At 64.9% G+C, this 21,189-nt stretch carries 22 protein-coding genes; 15 read left to right on the forward strand and 7 right to left on the reverse strand.

Annotated elements, in window-relative coordinates; translation table 11 throughout:
* Positions 1 to 60: 60 nt before the first annotated feature.
* Both fumC and L0D18_RS02785 read right to left on the reverse strand, forming a co-directional pair.
* On the reverse strand, positions 61 to 1,458 hold the full coding sequence (gene fumC / locus L0D18_RS02780; protein WP_243027245.1) for a class II fumarate hydratase: 1,398 nt from the start codon (positions 1,456 to 1,458) through the stop codon (positions 61 to 63).
* A gap of 20 nt (positions 1,459 to 1,478) precedes the next feature.
* Entirely contained in the window at positions 1,479 to 2,219 is a 741-nt protein-coding gene (locus L0D18_RS02785) for a TerC family protein (protein ID WP_243027246.1), read from the reverse strand.
* Between the two features lie 36 nt (positions 2,220 to 2,255).
* Between L0D18_RS02785 and L0D18_RS02790 the strand changes: the two genes are divergently transcribed.
* The 7 genes from L0D18_RS02790 to cimA all read left to right on the forward strand — a co-directional run bounded on the left by L0D18_RS02790 (position 2,256) and on the right by cimA (position 10,542).
* On the forward strand, positions 2,256 to 3,239 hold the full coding sequence (locus tag L0D18_RS02790; RefSeq protein WP_243027247.1) for a YpdA family putative bacillithiol disulfide reductase: 984 nt from the start codon (positions 2,256 to 2,258) through the stop codon (positions 3,237 to 3,239).
* A gap of 190 nt (positions 3,240 to 3,429) precedes the next feature.
* Positions 3,430 to 3,924 carry a molybdopterin adenylyltransferase gene (gene mog / locus L0D18_RS02795; RefSeq protein WP_243027248.1) on the forward strand — a complete coding sequence of 165 codons (495 nt, stop codon included), beginning with the start codon at positions 3,430 to 3,432 and terminating at the stop codon, positions 3,922 to 3,924.
* A 165-nt stretch (positions 3,925 to 4,089) separates the two neighbouring features.
* Positions 4,090 to 5,778 (forward strand): biosynthetic-type acetolactate synthase large subunit, encoded by a 1,689-nt coding sequence (gene ilvB / locus L0D18_RS02800; protein ID WP_243027249.1) that lies wholly within the window; start codon positions 4,090 to 4,092, stop codon positions 5,776 to 5,778.
* Positions 5,775 to 6,287 (forward strand): acetolactate synthase small subunit, encoded by a 513-nt coding sequence (gene ilvN, locus L0D18_RS02805; RefSeq protein WP_114312588.1) that lies wholly within the window; start codon positions 5,775 to 5,777, stop codon positions 6,285 to 6,287. Before ilvB ends, ilvN begins: the two co-directional genes overlap by 4 nt.
* Positions 6,284 to 7,297, forward strand: coding sequence for a ketol-acid reductoisomerase (gene ilvC / locus L0D18_RS02810; RefSeq protein ID WP_243027250.1), 1,014 nt, complete (start codon positions 6,284 to 6,286; stop codon positions 7,295 to 7,297). Before ilvN ends, ilvC begins: the two co-directional genes overlap by 4 nt.
* A 56-nt stretch (positions 7,298 to 7,353) precedes the next feature.
* On the forward strand, positions 7,354 to 8,910 hold the full coding sequence (locus tag L0D18_RS02815; RefSeq protein ID WP_243027251.1) for a 2-isopropylmalate synthase: 1,557 nt from the start codon (positions 7,354 to 7,356) through the stop codon (positions 8,908 to 8,910).
* Between the two features lie 48 nt (positions 8,911 to 8,958).
* Positions 8,959 to 10,542: a citramalate synthase gene (cimA, locus tag L0D18_RS02820; protein ID WP_243027252.1), complete on the forward strand. Its 1,584-nt coding sequence runs from the start codon at positions 8,959 to 8,961 to the stop codon at positions 10,540 to 10,542.
* Here cimA and L0D18_RS02825 read toward each other — a convergent pair.
* Genes L0D18_RS02825 through L0D18_RS02835 form a run of 3 tightly spaced genes read right to left on the reverse strand, consistent with a single transcriptional unit; the run spans position 10,514 to position 12,829 of the window.
* Positions 10,514 to 11,047, reverse strand: coding sequence for a Uma2 family endonuclease (locus tag L0D18_RS02825; protein ID WP_243027253.1), 534 nt, complete (start codon positions 11,045 to 11,047; stop codon positions 10,514 to 10,516). The genes cimA and L0D18_RS02825 overlap by 29 nt on opposite strands.
* Positions 11,048 to 11,054: 7 nt before the next feature.
* The gene (locus L0D18_RS02830; protein ID WP_243027254.1) at positions 11,055 to 11,831 is read right to left on the reverse strand and encodes an ABC transporter permease; all 777 of its coding nucleotides are present in this window, start codon (positions 11,829 to 11,831) and stop codon (positions 11,055 to 11,057) included.
* A complete protein-coding gene (locus L0D18_RS02835; protein WP_243027255.1) occupies positions 11,828 to 12,829 on the reverse strand; it encodes an ABC transporter ATP-binding protein in 1,002 nt (333 codons plus the stop codon). The genes L0D18_RS02830 and L0D18_RS02835 overlap by 4 nt, the downstream gene beginning before the upstream one ends.
* Before the next feature lie 31 nt (positions 12,830 to 12,860).
* Here L0D18_RS02835 and L0D18_RS02840 point away from each other — a divergent pair, with 31 nt between their 5' ends.
* The 3 genes from L0D18_RS02840 to bshB1 are packed head-to-tail and all read left to right on the forward strand — an operon-like array spanning position 12,861 to position 14,923.
* A complete protein-coding gene (locus L0D18_RS02840) occupies positions 12,861 to 13,634 on the forward strand; it encodes an ABC transporter permease (protein WP_243027256.1) in 774 nt (257 codons plus the stop codon).
* 10 nt (positions 13,635 to 13,644) lie between these two features.
* Positions 13,645 to 14,247, forward strand: coding sequence for a glycerol-3-phosphate 1-O-acyltransferase PlsY (gene plsY / locus L0D18_RS02845; RefSeq protein ID WP_243027257.1), 603 nt, complete (start codon positions 13,645 to 13,647; stop codon positions 14,245 to 14,247).
* Positions 14,240 to 14,923 (forward strand): bacillithiol biosynthesis deacetylase BshB1, encoded by a 684-nt coding sequence (bshB1, locus tag L0D18_RS02850; RefSeq protein WP_243027258.1) that lies wholly within the window; start codon positions 14,240 to 14,242, stop codon positions 14,921 to 14,923. Before plsY ends, bshB1 begins: the two co-directional genes overlap by 8 nt.
* Here bshB1 and L0D18_RS02855 read toward each other — a convergent pair.
* Positions 14,920 to 15,537, reverse strand: a complete 618-nt coding sequence (locus L0D18_RS02855) for a uracil-DNA glycosylase (RefSeq protein ID WP_243027259.1) — start codon at positions 15,535 to 15,537, stop codon at positions 14,920 to 14,922. The genes bshB1 and L0D18_RS02855 overlap by 4 nt on opposite strands.
* A complete protein-coding gene (locus L0D18_RS02860; RefSeq protein ID WP_014515903.1) occupies positions 15,534 to 15,902 on the reverse strand; it encodes a hypothetical protein in 369 nt (122 codons plus the stop codon). Before L0D18_RS02860 ends, L0D18_RS02855 begins: the two co-directional genes overlap by 4 nt.
* 190 nt (positions 15,903 to 16,092) lie before the next feature.
* Between L0D18_RS02860 and L0D18_RS02865 the strand changes: the two genes are divergently transcribed.
* Genes L0D18_RS02865 through L0D18_RS02885 form a run of 5 tightly spaced genes read left to right on the forward strand, consistent with a single transcriptional unit; the run spans position 16,093 to position 21,186 of the window.
* Positions 16,093 to 17,199 (forward strand): hypothetical protein, encoded by a 1,107-nt coding sequence (locus L0D18_RS02865; protein ID WP_243027260.1) that lies wholly within the window; start codon positions 16,093 to 16,095, stop codon positions 17,197 to 17,199.
* Between the two features lie 4 nt (positions 17,200 to 17,203).
* Positions 17,204 to 17,800 (forward strand): hypothetical protein, encoded by a 597-nt coding sequence (locus L0D18_RS02870; RefSeq protein WP_243027261.1) that lies wholly within the window; start codon positions 17,204 to 17,206, stop codon positions 17,798 to 17,800.
* Positions 17,801 to 17,807: 7 nt separating this feature from the next.
* Positions 17,808 to 19,046: a histidinol dehydrogenase gene (hisD, locus tag L0D18_RS02875; protein ID WP_243027263.1), complete on the forward strand. Its 1,239-nt coding sequence runs from the start codon at positions 17,808 to 17,810 to the stop codon at positions 19,044 to 19,046.
* The gene (locus tag L0D18_RS02880) at positions 19,043 to 19,840 is read left to right on the forward strand and encodes an ABC transporter substrate-binding protein (protein WP_243027265.1); all 798 of its coding nucleotides are present in this window, start codon (positions 19,043 to 19,045) and stop codon (positions 19,838 to 19,840) included. Before hisD ends, L0D18_RS02880 begins: the two co-directional genes overlap by 4 nt.
* Positions 19,841 to 19,875: 35 nt before the next feature.
* A complete protein-coding gene (locus L0D18_RS02885) occupies positions 19,876 to 21,186 on the forward strand; it encodes a S8 family peptidase (RefSeq protein WP_243027267.1) in 1,311 nt (436 codons plus the stop codon).
* Positions 21,187 to 21,189 lie beyond the last annotated feature (3 nt).

Raw genomic sequence — 21,189 nt, forward strand, 5'->3', positions numbered from 1 at the left:
CACCTCCCGCTTCACTATAAAAGGCCCGCCCCCTTTCGGGGGGTGGGCTTTCTCACATTGCTACTCCTCGTGGGGCTTGGCCAGCCTTAGGGGCACCACGATGCGGTCAAACTCCTCCTCCGTGAGGTAGCCCAGCTCCAAAGCCGCCTGCTTGAGGGTCTTCTTCTCCTTGATGGCCTTCTTCACGATCTCCGCCGCCTTGTCGTAACCGATGGCCTTGTTCAAGGCGGTGGCCAGCATGGGGTTTTTCTGCAGGTGCTCCTCAATCCTTTCCAGGTTGGGTTCTATGCCCGTGGCCAGGTGCTCGTTGAAGGACTCCATGGCGTCCGCCAGGAGCTTGATGGACTCGATGGTGGCGTCCACCATCACCGGTTTGTAGACGTTGAGCTGGAAGTTGCCCTGGCTCCCAGCGAAGGCCACGGCGTGGTCGTTGCCAAAGACCCGCACCACCACCATGGTGAGGGCCTCCACCTGGGTGGGGTTCACCTTGCCGGGCATGATGGAGGAGCCGGGCTCGTTGGCGGGTATGAAGATCTCCCCGATGCCCCCGTAAGGCCCCGAGGCCAGCCAGCGGATATCGTTGCCGATTTTCATCAGGGCCCCGGCCAGGGTGCGTAAGGACCCCATCACCTGCACCAGTTCGTCGTGGGCGGCCAGGGCGCTGAAGCGGTTTTCCGCCACCCTAAAGGGAAGCCCGGTTTCCTCGGCCAGGTACTGGGCCACCCGTTCCCCAAACTGGGGATGGGCGTTTAGACCCGTGCCCACCGCCGTGCCCCCGATGGCCAGGTTGTAGAGGCCTTTTTCCGCTTCCTTCACCATGGCCAGGGTGTTCCTGAGCTGGGCGGCCCAGCTCCCCACCTCCTGCCCTAGGGTGATGGGGACGGCATCCATGAGGTGGGTGCGCCCTATCTTCACGATTCCGTCAAAGGCCCGGGCCTTCTCCGCAAAGGTCTGGACCAGGGCCTCCGCCGCCGGGTACAGCCTCTGGTGGAGGGCTAGGGCCGTGGCCACGTACATGGCGGTGGGGAAGGTGTCGTTGCTGCTTTGGCCCCGGTTCACGTGGTCGTTGGGGTGCACGTACTTGGAACCCAGGGGCTTCCCCAGAAGCTCCGAGGCCCGGTTGGCGATGACCTCGTTCACGTTCATGTTGGTCTGGGTGCCGCTACCCGTTTGGAAGACCACCAAGGGAAAGTGGTCGTCCAGCTTTCCGGCGATGACCTCTTCCGCCGCCTGGATGATGGCCTTTGCGATTTCCTCGGGGAGCTCTCCCAGCTCCAGGTTGGCTCTGGCCGCCGCCTTTTTCAGCATTCCGTAAGCGCGGATGACCTCCAGGGGCATGGGGAAGCGCCAGGCTCCTATACGGAAGTGCTCCAGTGAACGTTGGGTTTGCGCCCCCCAGTAACGGTCCGCCGGCACCCTTACCTCGCCCATGGTGTCCTGCTCAAGCCGGTATTCCATACGCCACCTCCAGCCCGATTCTATTCCTCTTCATAGGGCTGGCGTAGCCTAACGGGTTGGCCCCGGAGCCCGGCCCGGAGGTTCAGCCACTCCACCAGCACGGCGAAGCCCATGGCGAAGTAGACGTAGCCCTTGGGGATGTGCACCCCCGTGCCCTCGGCCACCAGGGTGAAGCCCACCAGGAGGAGAAAGGAAAGGGCCAGCATCTTCACCGTGGGGTGCCGGTTGACGAAAGCGTAGATGCCCTTGGAAGCCAGGAGCATGATGGCCACGGAGAGCAGGATGGCGGCCACCATCACCGGCACGAAGCGGGTGAGGCCCACGGCGGTGATGACGGAATCTATGGAAAAGACGATGTCCAAGAGGAGCACTTGGCCAATGACGGAGGCGAAGGAGGGGGCCACCCTTTTTATGGCCTGGCCGGGCTCGCCCTCGAGCTTTTCGTGGATCTCCTTCACGGCTTTGTAGATGAGGAAGAGCCCTCCCGCTATCAGGACCAGGTCCTTGCCCGTGACCTCGTGGCCCAGGAGGGCGAAGAGGGGCTTTTTTAAGGCCATGATCCAGGCGATGGAAAGGAGGAACAGGATGCGGGTAAGGGCGGCCAGGGAAAGGCCCATGACCCGGGCCCGGTCCTGCTGTTCTTTGGGCAGTTTGGAGGCCAGGATGCTGATGAAGATCACGTTGTCTATGCCCAGGACCACCTCCAACACCGTAAGGGTCACCAGGGCTACCCAGACCTCAGGGTTGGTGAGCCAGTCCATGGGAAGGAGTTTACATGGCGGCGTAGACTAGGGGGCATGGTGGATGTGCTCATCGTGGGTGCCGGTCCGGTGGGCTTGGCGGCGGCCCTCATGGCCAAGCGCCTGGGTCTATCCCACCTGGTCCTGGAGAGGGGGACCGTGGCCGAGACCATCTACCGCTTTCCCCGGCAGATGGTTTTCTTTTCCGAGGCCAGGAACATTGAGATCGGCGGCCACCCCCTGGTCTCCCAAGGGCCCAAGCCTACCCGCCTCGAGGCCCTCCTCTACTACCAGAAGGTGGCGGAAAGGGAAGGGCTGAACGTTCTCACCTACACCGAGGTTACGGCCATTGAGGGGGAGGAGGGGGCCTTCCGCGTCCGGGCCCGGGACCGGCTGAGGGAGAGGGTTTTGCAAAGCCGCTATGTGGTGGTGGCCACGGGGTACTTCGGCAACCCCAACCGCCTGGGGGTGCCGGGGGAGGACCTGCCCCACGTCCTCCACCGCTACGAGGAGGCGGCGCCCTTTTTCCGGCGGCGGGTGGCGGTGGTGGGGGGAAGCAACTCCGCGGTGGAGGCCGCCCTGGACCTCTTTCGGGGTGGGGCGGAGGTGGCCTTGGTGCACCGGGGGAAGTGGGTGCGCCCCAGCGTGAAGTATTGGCTCCTCCCCGATTTTGAGAACCGGGTGAAGGAGGGAAGCATAAGGGCGGTGATGGAAACCCGGGTCAAGGCCATCACCCCGGAGGGCCTCCATCTGGAAGGGCCCCAAGGGGAGGGGTTTTTGGAAGCGGACTTCGTTCTGGTCCAGATCGGCTACCGGGCGGAGGACCGGCTTTTGCGGGAAGCGGGGGTGCGCTACCAAGGGGAGAAGCCCTGGCTCTCACCGGAGTGGGAAACCTCCCGTAAGGGGCTTTTCGCCATCGGTTCTGCGGCCTTTGGCCCCGATACCCGCTCGGTCTTCATTGAAAATGGCCGCAGGCACGCGGAGGTGGCCCTTTTGGCCATGGCAGGCCGCCTAGGGGAGGGGTCAAGGGGGCAGGGCTAGGTGGGCCACTTCTGGGCTTGTAAGGGGAGCCTGGCCTTGGGGAGCAGGGGAGAGGGAGGCGAGAAGACCCCACCTCCGCCCTGGTGGCGAAAGAGGCGGTAGAGGGGGTGGGGTGCGTTCCCAACCCCCACCGGACCTTCAGGGGAAGAGGGGCCGGCTGGTCCCCATCCCAGGGGCTTAAGCTAGGGGCATGAGGGTGCGGGTAGGGGTGCTTACGGTTTCCGACCGGGCAAGCCAGGGGGTTTACGAGGACCGCTCCGGCCCGGCGGTGGCGGCCTTTGTCCGGGAGCGCTGGCCGGAGGCGGAGGTGGTGCCCCGGCTGGTGCCCGACGAGGTGGAGGCCATACGGGAAGCGGTGCTGGAGCTTTTAGGCATGGGGTGCCGGCTGGTGCTCACCACGGGGGGCACCGGTCCTGCTCCCCGGGATGTGACCCCGGAGGCCCTCTTGCCCCTTTTGGAGAAGCCCCTCCCCGGCTTCGGCGAGGCCATGCGCTTGGCCTCCTTACGGGAGACGCCCTTGGCCATCCTCTCCCGCCAGGTGGCCGGGGTGCGGGGGGAGGCCCTGATCGTGAGCCTACCGGGCAGCCCCAAGGCCATCCGCACCTGCCTCGAGGCGGTGTCTGAGGCCATCCCCGTGGCCCTTCGCCTGCTTGAGCCAGGTTCCTCTTGCGAAAAGGACCCTTGACATCCTGGGGGAGCTAGGCTAGCATGGGCCACAAGATGCGCTTCGGCCTCGCCCTATCCCTAGGCCTAGTCCTAATCGTAGGACCGGTGGGGGGTAGGGTGTAGCGGTTTAGGGCGCATCCAAAACCCCCCGGAGAACCGGGGGGTTTTGGTTTAGGAGGGGGAGATGAAGGGATCGGAGGCACTTTTAAAGGCGCTGGAGCGGGAAGGGGTGGAGGTCATCTTCGGCCACCCAGGCGGGGCCATCATGCCGGTCTACGATGCCCTCTATGACAGTCCCATCCGTCACATCCTGGTGCGGCACGAGCAGGGGGGTGTGCATGCCGCCACCGCCTATGCCCGGGCTTCGGGCCGGGTGGGGGTGGTGATGACCACCAGCGGCCCCGGGGCCTTGAACCTGGTCACGGGTCTGGCGGATGCCTATATGGACTCCACCCCGGTGGTGGCCATCACCGGGAACGTGCCCCGGGCCCTGATCGGCAGCGATGCCTTCCAGGAGGCGGACGTCACCGGGGTTACCATGCCCATCACCAAGCACAACTACCTGGTGCAGGATGTAAACGATATTCCCCGGGTGGTGCGGGAAGCCTTCCACATCGCCTCCACGGGGAGGCCAGGGCCGGTGCTCATTGACCTGCCCAAGGACGTGCAGCTTTCGGAGTTCACCGGCACCTTTGAGGTGGAACTGGACCTTCCCGGCTACAAGCCCACCACCAAGGGCCACCCCAAGCAAATAGAGCGGGCCTTGGAGGCCCTGGAGAAGGCGGAGAAGCCCATCCTCATGGTGGGGGGCGGTGCCCAGCACGCCCACGGGGAGCTTCTGGCCTTTGCGGAGAAAACGGGAATCCCGGTGATCACCACCCTCATGGGCCTGGGGGCCTTCCCTGGCCATCACCCCCTTTGGCTGGGCATGCCCGGGATGCACGGCACCGTGGCCGCCAACCGGGCCATCCACCACGCCGACCTCATCCTGGCCATCGGCCTGCGCTTTGACGACCGGGTCACGGGGAAGGTTTCCCGCTTCGCCCCCCACGCCCACACCGTCATCCACGTGGACATTGACCCCGCGGAGATCGGCAAGCTGGTGCGCACCCACGTGCCCATCGTGGGGGATGCCCGCCTGGTCCTTCGGGAGATGCTGAAAGGGGCCAAGCCCTTGAGGCTGGCCTCCTGGTGGCGGGAGCTGGAGGATTGGCGCACCCGTTACCCTTTGCGCTGGAAGCCCAGGCCCCACCTGCAGGCTCCGGAGGTGATCCGGGCCTTTGCCGAGGCCACGGGCGGGCACGCCATTGTGACCACGGGGGTGGGGCAGCACCAGATGTTCGCCGCCCAGTACTTCCCGGTTACCCGGCCCAGAAGCTTCATCACCAGCGGGGGCCTGGGCACCATGGGCGTGGGTTTGCCCTTTGCCATCGGGGCCAAGGTGGCCCGTCCCGAGGAGCTGGTCATTGACTTTGACGGGGACGGTTCCTTCCAGATGACCCTGCAGGAGCTGGCCACGGTGGTGAAGTACGGTCTGGACGTGAAGGTGGTGATCCTCAATAACGGCTACCTGGGCATGGTGCGGCAGTGGCAGGATCTTTTCCACGCCAAGCGCTACTCGGAGGTGTACCTGGCGGACTCCAACCCCGACTTCGCCCGCCTGGCGGAGGCCTACGGCATCAAGGGGGTGAGGGTGGAGCGCAAGGAGGACCTCATGAAGGGGGTGGAGGCGGTCCTTTCCGCGGATGGCCCCGTGGTGGCGGAGTTTAAGGTCTACCACGAGGAGGGGGTCTTCCCCATGATTCCCGCGGGCGGGGCGGCGGAGGACATGATCCTCGAGCACCCGGAGGAGCGGGAGGAGGTGGAGGCGTGAGGCACGTGATCTCGGTCTTGGTGCAGGACCACCCCCGGGTGTTGAACCGCATCACGGGGCTTTTCGCCCGGCGGGGCTTCAACCTGGAGAGCCTGGCGGTGGGCACCACCCATGTGCCGGGCCTTTCCCGCATCAGCCTGGTGGTCTCGGGGGACGATCACACCCTGGAGCAGGTGGAAAAGCAACTTAACCGACTGATTGAGGTGCTGAAGGTTACCGACCACTCCGAGCCCCACGTGGAGCGGGAGCTGGCCTTGGTCAAGGTGCACGTGGCGGGGGTGGAGGAGCGATTGGCGGTGAAGGACATCCAGGAGGCCTTCCGAGCCCGGGTGGTGGACGTGGCCCAGAAGAGCCTGATCCTGGAGCTCACCGGGGACTCCAAGAAGATAGACTCTTTCCTTGAGGCCCTTAGGCCTTATGGGATCCTCGAGGTCATGCGCACCGGGGCGGTGGCCATGAGCCGAGGGGAGCGCACCCTTAAGGTCAGGGAAAAGCGGGAGGCGGTATGAAGATCTACTACGAACACGATGCGGACCTAGGCTTCATCCAAGGCAAGAAGGTGGCGGTACTGGGCTTCGGCTCCCAGGGGCACGCCCACGCCCTGAACCTCAAGGACTCGGGGGTGGACGTGCGGGTGGGGCTTAGGCCCGGCTCCCGTAGCGCCGCCAAGGCGGAGGCCATGGGGCTTAGGGTCCTCCCTGTGGCCGAGGCGGTAAAGGAGGCGGACATCGTCATGGTCCTGCTTCCCGACGAGACCCAGGGCCGGGTCTACCGGGAAGAGGTTGAGCCCCACCTGAAGGAGGGGGCCAGCCTGGCCTTCGCCCACGGCTTCAACATCCACTTCGGCCAGATCAAGCCCAGGCGGGACCTGGACGTCTGGATGGTGGCCCCCAAGGGTCCCGGCCACCTGGTGCGGAGCGAGTACACCAAGGGAAGCGGGGTGCCAGCCCTGGTGGCCGTGCACCAGGACGCCTCGGGCTCCGCTTTTCCCACGGCCTTGGCCTACGCCAAGGCCATCGGGTCGGCCCGGGCCGGGGTCATCCCCACCACCTTCAAGGACGAAACGGAAACCGACCTCTTTGGGGAGCAGGCGGTGCTCTGCGGGGGGCTTACCCGGCTGATCCAGGCGGGGTTTGAAACCCTGGTGGAGGCCGGGTATCCGCCGGAGATGGCCTACTTTGAGACCGTGCACGAGGTGAAGCTCATCGTGGACCTCATCTACGAGGCGGGTTTTGCCGGCATGCGCTACTCCATCTCCAACACCGCCGAATACGGGGACTACACCCGGGGGGAGGTGGCGGTGCCGGTGGAGGAGACCAAAAGGCGCATGCGGGAGATCCTCCGCCAGATCCAGGCCGGGGAGTTTGCCCGGGAGTGGATGCTGGAGAACCAGGTGGGCCAGCCGGTCCTGGAGGCCAACCGCAAGCGCTGGAAGGAGCACCCCATTGAGGAGGTGGGGGCAAGGCTTCGGGCCATGATGCCCTTCCTGCGGGCAAGGGTATTGGAAGAGGTAGGCTAGGTGGGTTCCAAAGGCCCCCCACCTGGGGGGCCTGGTGCGTTTTTGGGGGGGAGAAGATGGAACGGCACATCCGGATCTTTGACACCACGCTGAGGGATGGGGAGCAGAGCCCAGGGGTAGCCCTTTCCCTGGACCAGAAGCTGGAGATCGCCCACGCCTTGGCCCGGCTCAACGTGGACATCATTGAGGCGGGCTTCCCCGTATCCGGGCCTTTGGAGTTGGAGGCGGTAAGCCGGATCGCCGCCGAGGTCAAGGGGCCCATCATCGCCGCCTTGGCCCGCACCCACACCCTGGACATTGACCAGGCGGCCAAGGCCTTGGAGAAGGCGGAAAAGCCCCGCATCCACGTCTTCACCTCGGCCTCCAAGGTCCATCTCCAGTACATGCTGAAGAAAACCGAGGAGGAGGTCCTGGAGATGGCGGACCAGATGGTCCGCTATGCCAGAAGGTACGTGGACGACGTGGAGTTTTCCGCCCAAGACGTGATGCGGGCGGAGTGGGAGTTCGTGAAGCGCCTCTACGAGGTGGCCATTGAGGCTGGGGCCACCACCATCAACATTCCCGACACCACCGGCTACGGTACACCCAATGAGTACGGGGCCCTGATCCGCCGCATCCGGGACGAGGTGGTGCGGGGCCGGGAGGTGATCATCTCCACCCACACCCACGACGACCTGGGCCTGGCCACCGCCAACGCCCTGGCGGGCATAGAGAACGGGGCGGGCCAGGTGGAGTGCACCATCAACGGCATTGGGGAGCGGGCGGGCAACACCGCCTTGGAGGAGGTGGTCATGGCCCTCTATGTGCGTCGGGACTGGTACAAGGCCAAGACCCAGATCAACACCCGGGAGATCTACCGGGTTTCCCGGCTGGTGGAACGGTACACCGGCATGCCCGTGCCCCCCAACAAGGCCATCGTGGGGGACAACGCCTTCGCCCACGAGTCGGGGATCCACCAGGATGGGGTGTTGAAGCACCGCTCCACCTACGAGATCATGGACGCGGAGCTCATCGGCAGGCGCCCGGCGGTAATCGTGCTGGGCAAGCACTCGGGCCGGGCGGCCTTCAAGAAGGCCCTCGAGGACCTGGGCTACAAGGACCTCCCCGAGGACCAGCTCCGGGTGCTCTTCTCCCGCTTCAAGGAGATCGCCGAGAAGAAGGGGCCCTTGTCGGCCGAGGAGCTTCAGGCCCTGGTGGAAAGCGAGCGGGAGCCGGCCTCCCACTTCTTCACCCTGGAACACGTGCAGTTCTTCTCCGGCTCCGGCCTCCTGCCCACGGCCACGGTGAGGGTGAAGACCCCGGATGGCGAACGCCTGGCCACCCAGACCGGGGATGGGCCGGTGGATGCCGTGTACAAGGCCATCCAGGAGGCCATCGGCCTTAGGCCCGAGCTGGAGCTTTACCGGGTGGAGGCCATCACCGGCTCCACCGAGGCCCTGGGCCAGGTGACGGTAAGGCTTCGCCTGGGGGAGCTTCAGGCAGTGGGGGTGGGGGTATCCCCGGACATCATTGAGGCCAGCGCCTTGGCCTTTCTGGATGCCGCCGGCAAGCTGGCCAGCGGCCGGGCCACCCGGCACCCGCCCTCCATTGAGGAGGTCCAGCGGGGTGTGTAGGGCCACCCTTGCCGGGCTTGGCCAAGGGGGGCTTCCAGGGGTGAGGAGATGGTGGAGATCCTAGACACCACCCTACGGGATGGAACGCAAGGGGAGGGCATCAGCCTTTCCGTGGACGACAAGGTGGCCATCGCCAAGCGCCTTTCCGCCTTCGGGGTGCACCTGATCGAGGGGGGGTGGCCCGGGTCCAACCCCAAGGACGCGGAGTTCTTTACCCGCATGAAGGGAGTGGACCTGGGGGAGACGAGGCTTGCGGCCTTTGGGGCCACGAGGCGCAAGGGGCTTTTGCCGGAGGAGGACCCTTCGGTCCTGGCCCTTTTGCAGGCGGAGACCCCGGTGGTGGTCCTCTTTGGCAAGAGCTGGACCCTGCACGTTTTGGAGGCCTTGGAGACCACCCTCGAGGAGAACCTGCGCATGATCCAGGACACCGTGGCCTACTTGGCCCGGCGGGGAAGGCGCGTGGTCTACGACGCCGAGCACTTCTTTGACGGGTACAAGGAGGACCCGGGTTATGCCCTGGCCACCCTGGAGGCCGCGGCCCAAGGGGGTGCGGACACCCTGGTCCTTTGCGACACCAACGGGGGGACCTTGCCGGAGGAGGTCTACGCCATTACCAAGGTGGTGGTGGAGCGCTTTCCTGGCCTGAGGATCGGCATCCATCCCCACAACGACGCCGAGCTGGCGGTGGCCAACGCTCTGGCGGCGGTGCGGGCCGGGGCCACCCACGCCCAGGGCACCATCAACGGGTATGGGGAGCGGTGCGGCAACCTGAACCTGACCAGCTTCCTCCCCACCCTGGTCTTCAAGTACGGCGTTCCCGCCATTCCTCCGGAAAGGCTGAAGGGGCTTAAGGAACTCTCCCACTTCGTGGACGAGAGGGCCAACCAGTCCCCCAACCGCCGCGCCCCCTACGTGGGGGAGTCCGCCTTCGCCCACAAGGCGGGGGTCCATGTCTCCGCGGTCTTGAAAAATCCCCGCACCTACGAGCACATCCCTCCCGAGTGGGTGGGGAATAGCCGCCGGTTCTTGGTTTCTGACGTCTCGGGCCGGTCCAACCTCCTGGTCAAGCTCCAGGAGCTGGGGGTGGACCTTTCCAAGGAGGAGGCCAAGCGCCTACTGGACGAGGTCAAGGCCCTGGAGTACGAGGGCTATGCCTTTGAGGGGGCGGAGGCCAGCTTTTACCTCCTGGCCCACCGCCTGAAGGGCGGGAGCCTGCCCTTCAGCGTGGAGGGGTTTTCCGTATTCGTTCATGGAAGCGGCCTGGACACCGCTTGGGCCGAGGCCACGGTGCGGGTGAGGGTGGGGGAAAGCCTCCAGCACACCGCCGCGGAAAGCCCCTCGGGGCCGGTTTCCGCCCTGGATAGGGCCTTCCGCAAGGCCGTGCTCCAGTTTTACCCGGAGCTTGCCGATGTGGAGCTCACCGACTACAAGGTGCGCATCCTCGCCGGCCAGGAGTCGGGCACCAACTCCGGGGTGCGGGTGATGGTGGAGATGAAGCGGGGGGAGGAGCGCTTCGGCACCGTGGGAGCCAGCGAGAACATCCTCGAGGCCTCCCTAAAGGCCCTCACCGATGGCTACGCCTACGCCCTCCTTTACCCGAGCCTCAAGGAGACGGCGCCCAAGGCAGGCTAATCTCGGGGAAGGCCAAGGGGCTTACGGCCTCGGAAGGGGAGAGAAGGCGGATCAAGCGGTAGCGCCCCTCCTTGGGTTCCCGGTAAACCTCCAGGAGGTCCTCCTTGAGGTTCACCAGCCAGACCTCGGGGATCCCGGCCTCGGCGTAAAGGGGAAGCTTCACCTCCCGGTCAAACTCCAAGGAGGTGTCTGCTACCTCTATCAAGAGGAGGACATCGTGGGGTTCGGGGAGCCTACCCTTGTAGCGTTCCCAGGGAGGTTGGAGCACCATAAGGTCGGGTTCGGGTTCGGAGTCTTGGGAAAGGTGTAGGGGTGACTGGACTGCCACCAAGGCCTTGCCTTGGAGGGCCTCCTTCAGGCTGTGATCCAGGCGCATCACCGCAAGGAAATGCTTAGGTCCAATAGGGCTCATCTGGTACACTTCTCCCCTAAGGAGCTCCACCCGGGGCACGTCCCGGAAGGCCCGCTCAAACTCCTCCACGCGGAAGCGGTAGCGGGTGGCCATGCCTCCATTATGCCCCTTGGCCCGAGTAGTGCCTAAGCCCGAGCCGCCAAAGGAGCCGCCAAAGGAGAAGGAGGGCTCCACCCCAGAAGAGCATGACCCAGACCCCCGGGAAGAGGTCCACCTCCTGCCCGGCCAGAAGGGCTGCGGGCAGGTAGACCAGGTAGGGGAAAGGGGTGAGGAGGGCCAGGGTCCTTAGGGGTTCGGGGAAGACCTCGAGGGGGGCGATGGTCCCGGAAAGGAAGAGGTAGAGGAGGAAGAAGACCTCCTCCACGGAAACCGCCCGCTCGGTGAAGAAGGTGAGCATGGCGGTGGTGTACTGCATCAGGTAGCGGAGCAAAAAGGCCAGGAGGGTGAAGAGGAGGCCTAAGAGAAAGGGGCCCGCCTCCGGCAGAAAGCGGGCCTCGGGGAAGATGTAGAAGAAGAGGAGGGTGAGGAGGACCACGAAGGGAAGCCGGGCCAGGCGCTCGGCCACGTGGGCCGCCAGGTGCTCAAAAAAGGGGTCCAGGGGCCTTAGGAGCCGGAAGGAAAGCCGGCCCTCCACCACATCCCGCTCAAACTCCCACACCACCCAGACCACCGTGGCCTGGCGCACCAGGAAGACCATGAGGAAGTACCGGGCAAACTCCCCGGGGCTTAGGGGGAAATCCCCACCCTTGGCCGCCTCCGTCCAGACCCCAAGGAGGATTAAGGGCAAGGCCCCCGCCAAGGCCCAGAGGAAAAGCTCGGCCCGGTACTCCAGCATGTAGGCCAGGTAGACGGCAAGGAGGGTCTTGGCTTTCTTCATGCCTCCCCCGCCAGGGCCGGGCTTTGGAAAACCCGGGCGATGACCTCCTCCAGCGGGGGCTCCCGCACCTCCAGGTCCTCCACGGGAAGCCTTTTGAGGATCTCCGCCACCCTTTCCGTGAGCCGTTCCCGGGGAACTAAAAGGCGGGCTTTTAGGCCCTCGAGGACCCTCACCTCCCCGAAGGGAAGGAGGGCCTCCTTGGGCAGGGGCTGGGCCAGGACGAGCCCCACCTCCCGGTAGGGGGCAAAGCGCTCCAAGAGCCCTTCCAAGGCGCCATCGTAGAGGAGCTTTCCTTGATGGATCACCAAGACCCTTTCCGCCAAAGCGGCGATATCCGCCATGTAGTGGCTGGTGAGGAGGACCGTGGCCCCGTAGCGCCGGTTGTACTCCCGGATGAACTCCCGCACCGCCACCTGGGCGTTTACGTCCAGGCCCAAGGTGGGCTCGTCCAGGAAGAGGACCTCCGGGCGGTGGAGAAGGGCCGCCAGGAGCTCGGCCTTCATCCTTTCCCCTAAGGAGAGCTTGCGCACCGGCTGGTGTAGCTTTTCGGTGAGGGAAAGCATCTCGGAAAGCTCCTGGACCCTTTTTTTGAACTCCTCCTCGGGGATCTCGTAGATGGCGGCGTTGAGGCGGAAGGTGTCCAAGGCGGGGAGGTCCCAGATGAGCTGTTGCTTGTTGCCCATCACCAAGGTGATCTTCTTCAGGAAGGCCTTTTCCCGCCGCCAGGGTACGTGCCCCGCCACCACGGCCTGGCCCCGGGTGGGGTGGATGAGGCCGGTGAGCATCTTCAAGGTGGTGGTCTTGCCGGCGCCATTGGGCCCCAGGAAGCCCACCACCTCCCCTCGGTCTATGCGGAAGCTCACCCCTTCCACCGCCTGCACCGTGCGGTACTGGCGGAAAAGGAAGTGGCGGAAGGTGGCCAGGAGGCTTTCCTCCTTCAGGGCCACCCGGTAGTACTTGGTGAGGTCCTGGGCCAGAACCACAGGCGTCCTTGACACCCCTTAAGTCTACCCGTGGTGTAATGGGGAAGTGCGTTACCTGAGGGTTTTCCTCCTCTTCCTGCGCCTGAGCCTGGCGGCGGAGATGGAGTACCGCCTGAACTTCCTCCTGGGCCTCCTTTCCTCAGCCCTCACCCTTCTTGGGGCCCTTTTCGGTCTCTTTCTCCTCTACCAAGGGGGGTACCGGCCCGGGGGCTGGTCCTGGGAGGAGGCCCTTTTGGTCTTGGCGGCCTTTACCCTCCTTCAGGGCCTGGGGAGCACCCTCTTGGCCCCCAACCTCAACAAGATCGTGGAACACGTGCAACAAGGCACCTTGGACTTCGTGCTCTTAAAGCCCCTGGACCCCCAGTTTTGGCTTTCCTTTCGGGTGTTTTCCCCTTGGGGCTTGGGGGATTTCCTCCTGGGGATGGGCCTTCTTGTATATGCGGGGGTGCGCCTGGGGCTAGGGGGCTTGGGCTACCTGGCCTTCGCCGGGTACTGGTTTCTGGGGGCCGTGATGCTCTATAGCCTGTGGTTCTTGCTGGCCACCACCAGCATCTGGTTCGTGAAGATCTACAACGTCACCGAGGTTTTGCGGGGGCTTCTGGAGGCGGGACGTTTCCCCGTGGGGGCCTACCCGGCTTTATACCGGGTCTTTTTTACCTTCGTGGTGCCGGTGGCCTTCCTCACCACCGTGCCGGCGGAGGTGGCCTTGGGGCGGGGGGCGGTTTCCCTCTGGGCCTGGGGTCTGGCCTCCTTTTTGTTCCTCTTGTCCCGGGCTTTCTTTCGTGTGGCCTTAAGGAGCTACACCTCGGCTAGCAGTTAGAATCTTCCCTATGGTGTCGGGGCTTTTGGTCCTTTTGCTGGCCTATCTCTTTGGGTCCATCCCGGCAGGGGTTTTGGTGGCCCGCACCTACCGGGTGGATATCCGCAAGGTGGGCTCGAGGAACATAGGGGCCACCAATGTCCTTAGGGTTTTGGGACCGGGGCCGGCCTTGGTGGTGGCCCTTTTTGACGTCTTCAAGGGGGGGCTTGCCGTGCTCATCGCCCGGGCGGTGGGAATAGAGGGCCCGCTTTTGGGCGGGGTGGCCTTGGCGGCGGTGTTGGGCCACAACTACTCCCTCTTCCTGGGGTTTAAGGGAGGGAAGGGGGTGGCCACCAGCTTTGGCACCCTGCTCTTTCTGGACCCTGTCTTGGCATTTTGGACGTTTCCCATAGGGATCACGGTGATGCTCCTTACCCGTTACGTGTCGGCGGGGAGCATGACCGGGGGGGTGGCGGCCACGGTCCTGGCCCTGGCCTTGGCCCGCCCCTTTTGGGAGGTGGCCACCGTGGCCCTCATGGCCCTTCTCATCTTCTGGACCCACCGGGAGAATCTAAAGCGCCTGCAGGCGGGTACGGAAAGGCGCCTTGGGGAGAAGGAGGGAGGCCGTGCTTGACCTTCTGGTCCTGGCTCCTCATCCCGACGATGGGGAGCTGGGGTGTGGCGGCACCCTGGCCCGGGCCAAGGCGGAGGGTCTGAGCACCGGGATTCTGGACCTCACCCGCGGGGAGATGGGCTCCAAAGGCACCCCGGAGGAAAGGGCGAAAGAGGTGGATGAGGCCAGCCGCATCCTGGGCTTGGACTTTAGGGGCAACCTGGGGTTGCCCGACGGGGGGCTTCTGGACGTACCCGAGCAGCGCCTTAAGCTGGCCGAGGCCCTGAGGCGGCTTAGGCCCCGCATTGTGTTCGCCCCCCTCGAGGCCGACCGCCACCCCGACCACACGGCGGCAAGCCGCTTGGCGGTGGCGGCGGTGCACCTGGCGGGCTTGGGGAAGGCCCCGGTAGAAGGCGAGCCCCACCGGGTGGAACGGCTTTTCTTCTACCCGGGGAACCATCCCTTCGCCCCCAGCTTCCTGGTGAAGATATCCGCCTTCATAGACCAGTGGGAGCAGGCGGTGCTGGCCTACAGGAGCCAGTTTTCCGGGGAGGCGGCGAGCGAAACCGTGGGCCCTAAGGGGGTGGAGGCCCGGAAGGCCATGCGCCGCTACTTCGGCAACTACCTGGGCGTGGACTACGCGGAGCCTTTCGTAAGCCCCTTGCCCGTCCTCTACACCCCTTGGAGCCGGGCCTAAAAGAGGGGTTCTTGGCTCACCGCCTTCACCTGTCGGCGCTCCTTGGGGGGCAGGGCGTCCAAAGCCCGCTTCACCTCCTGGATGTCCAGCCAGGTGAGGTGCTTGGGGCTTCCCGGGGCCCGGCTGGGGTTGCGGAGGAGGTAGGCGGGGTGGAACATGGGGAAGACCCGGATGCCGTGCCAGCTAAACCACTGCCCCCGCACCTTGGTGATGGAGACCTTCTCCCCCAGGAAAAACTCCGCCGCCACGGCCCCCAAGGGGACGATGATCTGGGGGGCGATGAGCTCAATCTGCTTCAGGAGCCACTTGTCGGTGCAGACCTTGGCCTCGTCGGGCAGGGGGGTGCGGTTACCCGGGGGGCGGCACTTCACGATGTTGGTGATGTAGACCGTTTCCCGGGGGATCCCTGCGGCCTCGAGGATCCGGTTGAGAAGCTGCCCCGCCTTCCCCACGAAGGGGCGGCCCTGCTTGTCTTCTTCTTCCCCGGGGCCTTCCCCCACGATCATGAGCTGGGCGTCGGGGTTTCCCTCCCCGAAGACCACCTGGGTGCGGCCTTCCGCCAAGCGGCAGGCGGTGCAGGCCTTGGCCTGGGCCTGAAGAAGCTCCAGGTTCATTGCAGGGGTTTCCGGGCCTTGCGGGCTTCCCGTCGGGTTTTGGGATCCAGGCCGATCATGAGGAAGAAGTTCTCCAGGGCGTTCTCCTGGCCCTTGATCTCCGGGTGCTGGTCCTCCGGGGTGCCGGTGACGAAGGGCAGGGACTTGTAGAGCTCCAGGGCGTACTGCACCACGGCCTCCGGCCCCTCGGCCTCCGCCACCTCGGCCAGCTTGGCGTAGACCTCGCGCCGGGCCTCCGCATGGCGGCGGAAGACCTCCGGGTTCGGCGTCTCCGGCGCCCGGAGAACGTCCTGTTTGGCGATGCGGCGGTAATGCTTCAAGCCCCGAACGATCTCCTCCGTGGTCAGCGTGATCTTGAACTCCATCCCCGCTCCTTTCCGGCCTAAGGGCCCTACCTTTGGGAGATTATATAGCTGGAAGAGGGGTGGGTTCATCAAGGGCAAGACTTTGCGTAGGGCCAGCTGGCCTTCATTGGCCCTGGGGTCCGGGTGCCCCCTGGGGTGGGGCGGTTTGGTTCAGGGCCGGGTGCAGGTTAAGGTGGCTATACTTGTGGGGATGGAGGTTTTGGGTAACTATTGGTTGCGGCGCATTCTTGCCCGTATCGCTTCCACCATTGCCTTTGAGGGTCAGGACACCCGCACCGGGATGCCGGTGATGGTGCTAAAGGGTGCCCAAGGGGTACCGGTAACGGCGGAGGGGGTGCTTCCCCTTTTGGAAGAGACCCCGGAGGCCTGGGTACTGGAGTGGCCCATCGGGGCGGTGCCCTTGAGCCAGTACCAGGGGGTGGCGGACCTGGAGCGGCTGGAGCAGTGGCTGAGGGGGATGGCCCGGATCTTGGTGGCCTTAAAAGCCCAGGGGGTGTCCCATGCGCCCATCCCGGAACTCTGCCTGGTGAAGGGCAAGCGGGTGTGGCTGGCTGGGGTGGGGCTGAAGGAGCTTTCCGGAGAGCCGGAAAAGGCCCTGGTGGCCCTGGCCCGGGCCCTGGCTGGGGAGCGCTACCCCGAGTTTGGCCTTAAGGAGCTTTTGGAGGGGATAGAGGCCGGGAAGGAGCCTCTGGAGGTCCTTTTTTCTGAGGCCTCGCCCCAGGTTCCGGGTAGCCCAGGGCAGGGGGACACGGCGCAGGACGCCCGCCCCCTCGAGGAACCCATCAGGCCTCCTTCTTCCGGGCGGAAGCTGCTGAGCGTGGATCCCGTTCCCGGGACGGACGACATGGAGGCTACCCCTAAGGCCTCGGAGGCTTTGCTTCCTGAGGACAAGACCCCAAGCCGCCCCCGGGTCATCCGCATAGAGGAGCCCGAGGAACCTCCTTTCCCCGTGGTGGAGCCCCCAAAACCCAGGAGGCGCCTCTTTCTCCTCGGGCTCCTGGGGGGGCTTTTTCTCCTGGGTTTGGCGGTTTCCCTCCTCCGGTCCTCCTCCCCTTCCCCCCAGGGTTACGTGATGGAGTTCCGCACCGATCCGCCCACGGAGCGGGCGGAGGTGTTCCTCCTCGAGGTGCCCGAGGGTTCCCGGATGGCTCCCGGCCAGCTCCTCCTCACCGCCCCGGGACGGGCGGAGTTTGACCAAAAGGGCGTGTACCGGTTGCGCATCCGGGTGGCGGGCCGCGACCCCGTGGACTACCTTTTGGAGGTGCCGGGGCCACCCCTGGTCATCAAGGTACGCTAAGGCCATGACCGAGCGCCCCGCCATCTACGTGTACCGGTACTTCTTCGCCGGGGAGGAGGCGGGGGAGGGCAGGCTGGAGATTCGCCCTCTGGAAGCGGGCGTGAAGGCCACCCTCACCGCCGAGGTGAACCTGCCCTTGCCCAAGACCCGCCAGCGCTGGCAAACGGAAACGGATGCGGAAGGCTTTTCCCAGTACTTTGCCGAGCGGGTGGAAGGACGGGAGAGCCGGGTCTTCACCGTGGAGAGGTTGGAGGAGGAAGGGGTGGTGTTGGTCAGCCAGGGCAAGGAGAGCCTGGCCTTCCCCTTTGTGGCCCCCTACCATGACCCCCTTTCCCTCCTCCTGGCCCTGCCCGGTTTGGCCCTAGAGCCCGGGGACGTGGCGCGGTTTCCCATGCCCGGGGGGAGGGTATATGTGGAAAGGCTTTCGGACCTCGAGGTGGGGGGGCGTCCTCGCCAGCACTACCGTCTGCGGCCCGGGCTTACCCTGGTCCAGCTGGAGGAAGGGCTACCCGTAAGGATTGCCCAGCAGGTGGGGGACCACGTGTTTGAGGCAGTCTTGCAAGGGGTAGAGGAGCCCAAAAGGCGCCGGCGCTGGGTATAGTGGAAGCATGATCTACCGCGCGGAGGAGGTTAAGGAGCGCTTTGCCCGCCGGGGCCTCTCCTTTGACCCCACGGTGGAGGAGATCGTGCGGGGCATCCTCCAGGCGGTGCGGGAGGAGGGGGATGCTGCCCTGGACCGCTTCAGCCTGGATCTGGATGGCCATCCGGTGGAGGAGATCCCCAAAAAGGCCTGGCGCCAGGCCTATGAGGACCTGGACGAGGAGCTTCGGGATGCCTTGGAAACCGCCAAGGAGCGGATAGAGGCCTTCTACCGGGAGGAGGCCAAAGGTGGCTTTTTGAAGGCCGATGGCAGTGGGGTTCTGGGCCAGCTGGTCCGGCCCCTGGCCCGGGTGGGGGTGTATGTGCCCGGGGGAAGCGCTCCCCTCCTCTCCAGCCTGCTCATGAGCGTGGTGCCGGCCAAGGTGGCCGGGGTGGAGGAGGTCATTGTGGCCAGTCCCCCTAGGGTTCACCCCGGTGTGCTGGCCGCGGCCTGGGTGGCGGGGGCCGACCGGCTTTTCGCCATGGGCGGGGCCCAGGCCATCGCCGCCTTGGCTTACGGGACGGAACGGGTGCCCCGGGTGGACAAGATCGTGGGCCCGGGAAACGCCTACGTGGTGGCGGCCAAGCGGCAGGTCTATGGCACCGTGGGGATAGATGGCCTGGCAGGTCCCACGGAAACCCTCATCGTGGCCGATGGTTCCGCCTCGCCCAAGGTGCTTGCCGCGGATCTCCTGGCCCAGGCGGAGCACGGTCCCGACTCCGAACCTTGGCTTCTCTCCCCGGACCGGGCCCTTTTGGAAAGGGTGGAGGCGGAGCTTTTCCGGCAGGTTCAGGACCTCCCTCGGGCGGAGATCGCCAAAAGGGCCCTGGAGCGGGGGGGGTTGGTGCTTACCCAGGACCTCGAGGAGGCCTTTGCCCTAGCCAACCTCTACGCTCCCGAGCACCTCTGCCTGGCCCTGGCGGACCCCCTTCCCTGGCTGGGGCGGGTACAGAATGCCGGGGGTGTCTTCCTGGGGGAGGGAAGCCCCGAGGCCTTGGGGGATTACATCGCCGGGCCCAGCCACGTGATGCCCACCTCGGGCACCGCCCGCTTCCAAGGGGGCTTGGCGGTGCGGGACTTCCTCAAGGTGATCCCGGTGATGGGCCTTTCTGAGGGAGCGGTGAAGGAGCTATCCGCCAAGGGGGCCCTTTTGGCCCGGGCCGAGGGCTTGGAGGCCCATGCCCGTTCCCTGGACTTGAGAAAATGAAGCTTTTCCACGAGCTTTTGGGCCCATTGGAGCTTCCTGAACGCCCGGAGCGGATCGTAAGCCTAGCCCCCAACGTAACTGATGCCCTCTTTGTCCTGGGCGTAGGGGAGCGGCTTGTGGGGCGAAGCGCCTTCTGCCACCGCCCGGCGGAGGTGCTTTCCCTGCCGGTCTTGGCCTCCTACACCAAAACCCGCACCGAGCTTCTTCGTAGCCTAAAGCCCGACCTGGTGCTTCTTTCCACCGGGGTGCAGCGGGAGCAGGCCTTCAGGCTAAAGGAGGAGGGGTTTCCCGTCTACGCCCTGCCCTTGCCCTTAAGCCCCTACGGCATCCTGGAAAACCTCTCCACCTTGGGCCACCTTTTGGACCTGGAGGAGCGGGCCACGGAACTGGCCCACGGGCTTTCCGAGCGGTATGGCCGCCTTAAGGGGCGGTTTGACCTCAAGGTTTACTTTGAAATGGACCTGGGCGGGCCCATCACCGTGGGCCGGGGGAGCTATATCGCCCAGGCCCTTTTGCACCTGGGGCTTAAGCCCATCTTCCTGGACGTGCCCCAGGCGTACTTTCCCCCTGACCTGGAAGAGGTCAGGCGCCGCGGGCCCGACCTTTTCGTCTACGAACCCAAGCCCTGGGGTAGGAATCCTTTGGATAAGGCCCGGGCCTTGATGGAGGAAAGAGGGTGGCACCTTCCCGTGGTGGCCACGGACGGGGACGAGCTGGCCCACTATGGACCCCTGTTCTTCGGCTTCTTGGAAAAGCTGGCCCAGAAGGTGGCGGAAACCTTAGGCGAAGATTAAGAAAGGCCTGGCCCTATCCAGGTAAAGTAGGGAGCATGAAGCGGGCTTTATTTCTCGCACTTCTCAGCGCCACGACCATCCTCCTCACCGCCTGTCCCCAAACGGTACCGCCGCCCCCCGTAAATCCCGCGGAATGCCCCGTGGGAACCTTGCAGGTTCAAGGAGATGAGCCTTTACGGCTTCAGGGTTTGGGCCAGTTTGCTGGAGAGTACGTGCCCGGTGAACTATTGGTGCTACCAAAGCCAGGGCTTAGCCTCCAGACCTTAAAGGCTAAGGGTGCGGATTTTCAAGAGGCTTTACCCTGGGGCCTTATCCGGGTGAAGGTGCCTCCTGGTCAGGAAAAGGCCCGGGCTCAGGCGCTTCTTCGGGCTGGAGCGCAGTATGTGCAACCTAACTTTGTCTATCGTGCCTTGCGGGCGCCTAACGATCCTTTGTATGTGGTTTATCAAAAAGCCTACTTGGACGGTTTGGTACACCTCGAGGCGGCCTGGGACCAGAGCACGGGCCGAGGTTGCCCACCCCTGATTGCGGTCTTGGACACAGGCATTCTTTCCCATGGAGATGTACAGGCGAGCCTTTACCTTCCCCAAGGGGTAAAGCTAGACGTAGCCGATGATGACCCAGACCCCACGGACCGAACTTCGGATGGGCAGGGGGTTCATGGGCATGGCCTCAAGGTAGCCAGCGTATTAGGTGCGGATACCAATAATGGCAAAGGCATGGCTGGGGTTACGTGGGGCAGGTATCTGGTCCCCATAAAAGTATTCAAAGATGGGGCGGAGACTACCTCCACGGCAGACATTGCGAAAGGGGTAGACCTGGCCAAGACGTTGGGGGCCAAGGTGATCAATCTGTCCTTGGGTGCCAGGGGCGTTGATGACCCAACCTTAGAAAACGCAATCTTTCAAGCGCGAGCTAGCGGGGCTGTGGTGGTGGCGGCTTCGGGGAACGATGGGGGCTATGGGGTGCTTTTCCCGGGGAACTTACCTACGGTCATCGCCGTAGGAGCGGTGGACTCCACCAAAAACCGAGCTAGTTTTTCCACGTATGGCCCGGAGCTAGACCTGATGGCCCCAGGGGTGGGCGTGCTCGTTGCTGACGAAAGCGGGGGTTATGCTTCGGGTGATGGCACCTCCTTTGCCAGCCCCGTGGTGGCGGGGGTAGTGGCCCTTTACATGAGCAAGTACGCCAGCGAGCGGAAGAACTGGCCTACCCCGAATCAGGTCTACCAGTGTCTAACGGGCACCGCGGAGGACCTCGGCATCCCTGGCCGGGACGACGAGTATGGCTTCGGCCTTGTCCGCGCCGACCGGGTGATGACGGACACCACCTACTGCTTCCCCTAATCC

The sequence above is a fragment of the Thermus albus genome, assembly GCF_022760855.1.
In the GTDB taxonomy this organism is placed as follows: Bacteria; Deinococcota; Deinococci; order Deinococcales; family Thermaceae; genus Thermus; species Thermus albus.

Excerpts from the sequence above, each read along its gene's own strand:
- fumC (WP_243027245.1), bottom strand. The coding sequence starts at position 1,458 with ATGGAATACCGGCTTGAGCAGGACACCATGGGCGAGGTAAGGGTGCCG.
- L0D18_RS02785 (WP_243027246.1), bottom strand. The coding sequence starts at position 2,219 with ATGGACTGGCTCACCAACCCTGAGGTCTGGGTAGCCCTGGTGACCCTT.
- L0D18_RS02790 (WP_243027247.1), top strand. The coding sequence starts at position 2,256 with ATGGTGGATGTGCTCATCGTGGGTGCCGGTCCGGTGGGCTTGGCGGCG.
- mog (WP_243027248.1), top strand. The coding sequence starts at position 3,430 with ATGAGGGTGCGGGTAGGGGTGCTTACGGTTTCCGACCGGGCAAGCCAG.
- ilvB (WP_243027249.1), top strand. The coding sequence starts at position 4,090 with ATGAAGGGATCGGAGGCACTTTTAAAGGCGCTGGAGCGGGAAGGGGTG.
- ilvC (WP_243027250.1), top strand. The coding sequence starts at position 6,284 with ATGAAGATCTACTACGAACACGATGCGGACCTAGGCTTCATCCAAGGC.
- L0D18_RS02815 (WP_243027251.1), top strand. The coding sequence starts at position 7,354 with ATGGAACGGCACATCCGGATCTTTGACACCACGCTGAGGGATGGGGAG.
- cimA (WP_243027252.1), top strand. The coding sequence starts at position 8,959 with ATGGTGGAGATCCTAGACACCACCCTACGGGATGGAACGCAAGGGGAG.
- L0D18_RS02825 (WP_243027253.1), bottom strand. The coding sequence starts at position 11,047 with ATGGCCACCCGCTACCGCTTCCGCGTGGAGGAGTTTGAGCGGGCCTTC.
- L0D18_RS02830 (WP_243027254.1), bottom strand. The coding sequence starts at position 11,831 with ATGAAGAAAGCCAAGACCCTCCTTGCCGTCTACCTGGCCTACATGCTG.
- plsY (WP_243027257.1), top strand. The coding sequence starts at position 13,645 with ATGGTGTCGGGGCTTTTGGTCCTTTTGCTGGCCTATCTCTTTGGGTCC.
- L0D18_RS02855 (WP_243027259.1), bottom strand. The coding sequence starts at position 15,537 with ATGAACCTGGAGCTTCTTCAGGCCCAGGCCAAGGCCTGCACCGCCTGC.
- L0D18_RS02860 (WP_014515903.1), bottom strand. The coding sequence starts at position 15,902 with ATGGAGTTCAAGATCACGCTGACCACGGAGGAGATCGTTCGGGGCTTG.
- L0D18_RS02865 (WP_243027260.1), top strand. The coding sequence starts at position 16,093 with ATGGAGGTTTTGGGTAACTATTGGTTGCGGCGCATTCTTGCCCGTATC.
- L0D18_RS02870 (WP_243027261.1), top strand. The coding sequence starts at position 17,204 with ATGACCGAGCGCCCCGCCATCTACGTGTACCGGTACTTCTTCGCCGGG.
- hisD (WP_243027263.1), top strand. The coding sequence starts at position 17,808 with ATGATCTACCGCGCGGAGGAGGTTAAGGAGCGCTTTGCCCGCCGGGGC.
- L0D18_RS02880 (WP_243027265.1), top strand. The coding sequence starts at position 19,043 with ATGAAGCTTTTCCACGAGCTTTTGGGCCCATTGGAGCTTCCTGAACGC.
- L0D18_RS02885 (WP_243027267.1), top strand. The coding sequence starts at position 19,876 with ATGAAGCGGGCTTTATTTCTCGCACTTCTCAGCGCCACGACCATCCTC.